Origin of the sequence: Arthrobacter sp. 'calajunan', assembly GCF_046940185.1 — a bacterium.
Lineage (GTDB): Bacteria > Actinomycetota > Actinomycetes > Actinomycetales > Micrococcaceae > Glutamicibacter > Glutamicibacter soli.
The window spans coordinates 1-270 of sequence record NZ_JBKZDY010000048.1 but is presented as its reverse complement, the minus strand read 5'-3'; the positions used below and the strand labels follow the sequence as shown (position 1 = coordinate 270).

The following is a 270-nucleotide window of genomic DNA, read 5'->3' as shown; positions in this document are numbered from 1 at the left end:
CGGTCCTCTTAACCTTCCAGCACCGGGCAGGAGTCAGTCCGTATACATCGTCTTGCGACTTCGCACGGACCTGTGTTTTTAGTAAACAGTCGCTTCCCCCTGGTCTCTGCGGCCCACACCCGCCTCCCCACCGCAAGGGTGGTTCACGGGGCAGGCCCCCCTTCTTCCGAAGTTACGGGGGCATTTTGCCGAGTTCCTTAACCATGATTCTCTCGATCGCCTTAGTATTCTCTACCTGATCACCTGTGTCGGTTTAGGGTACGGGCGGAC

At 57.8% G+C, this 270-nt stretch carries 1 rRNA gene; it reads right to left on the bottom strand.

The annotated features are described in order from the left end of the window. Positions 1-270: ribosomal RNA gene (locus RF641_RS17660) — 23S ribosomal RNA — on the bottom strand; the annotation flags it as partial.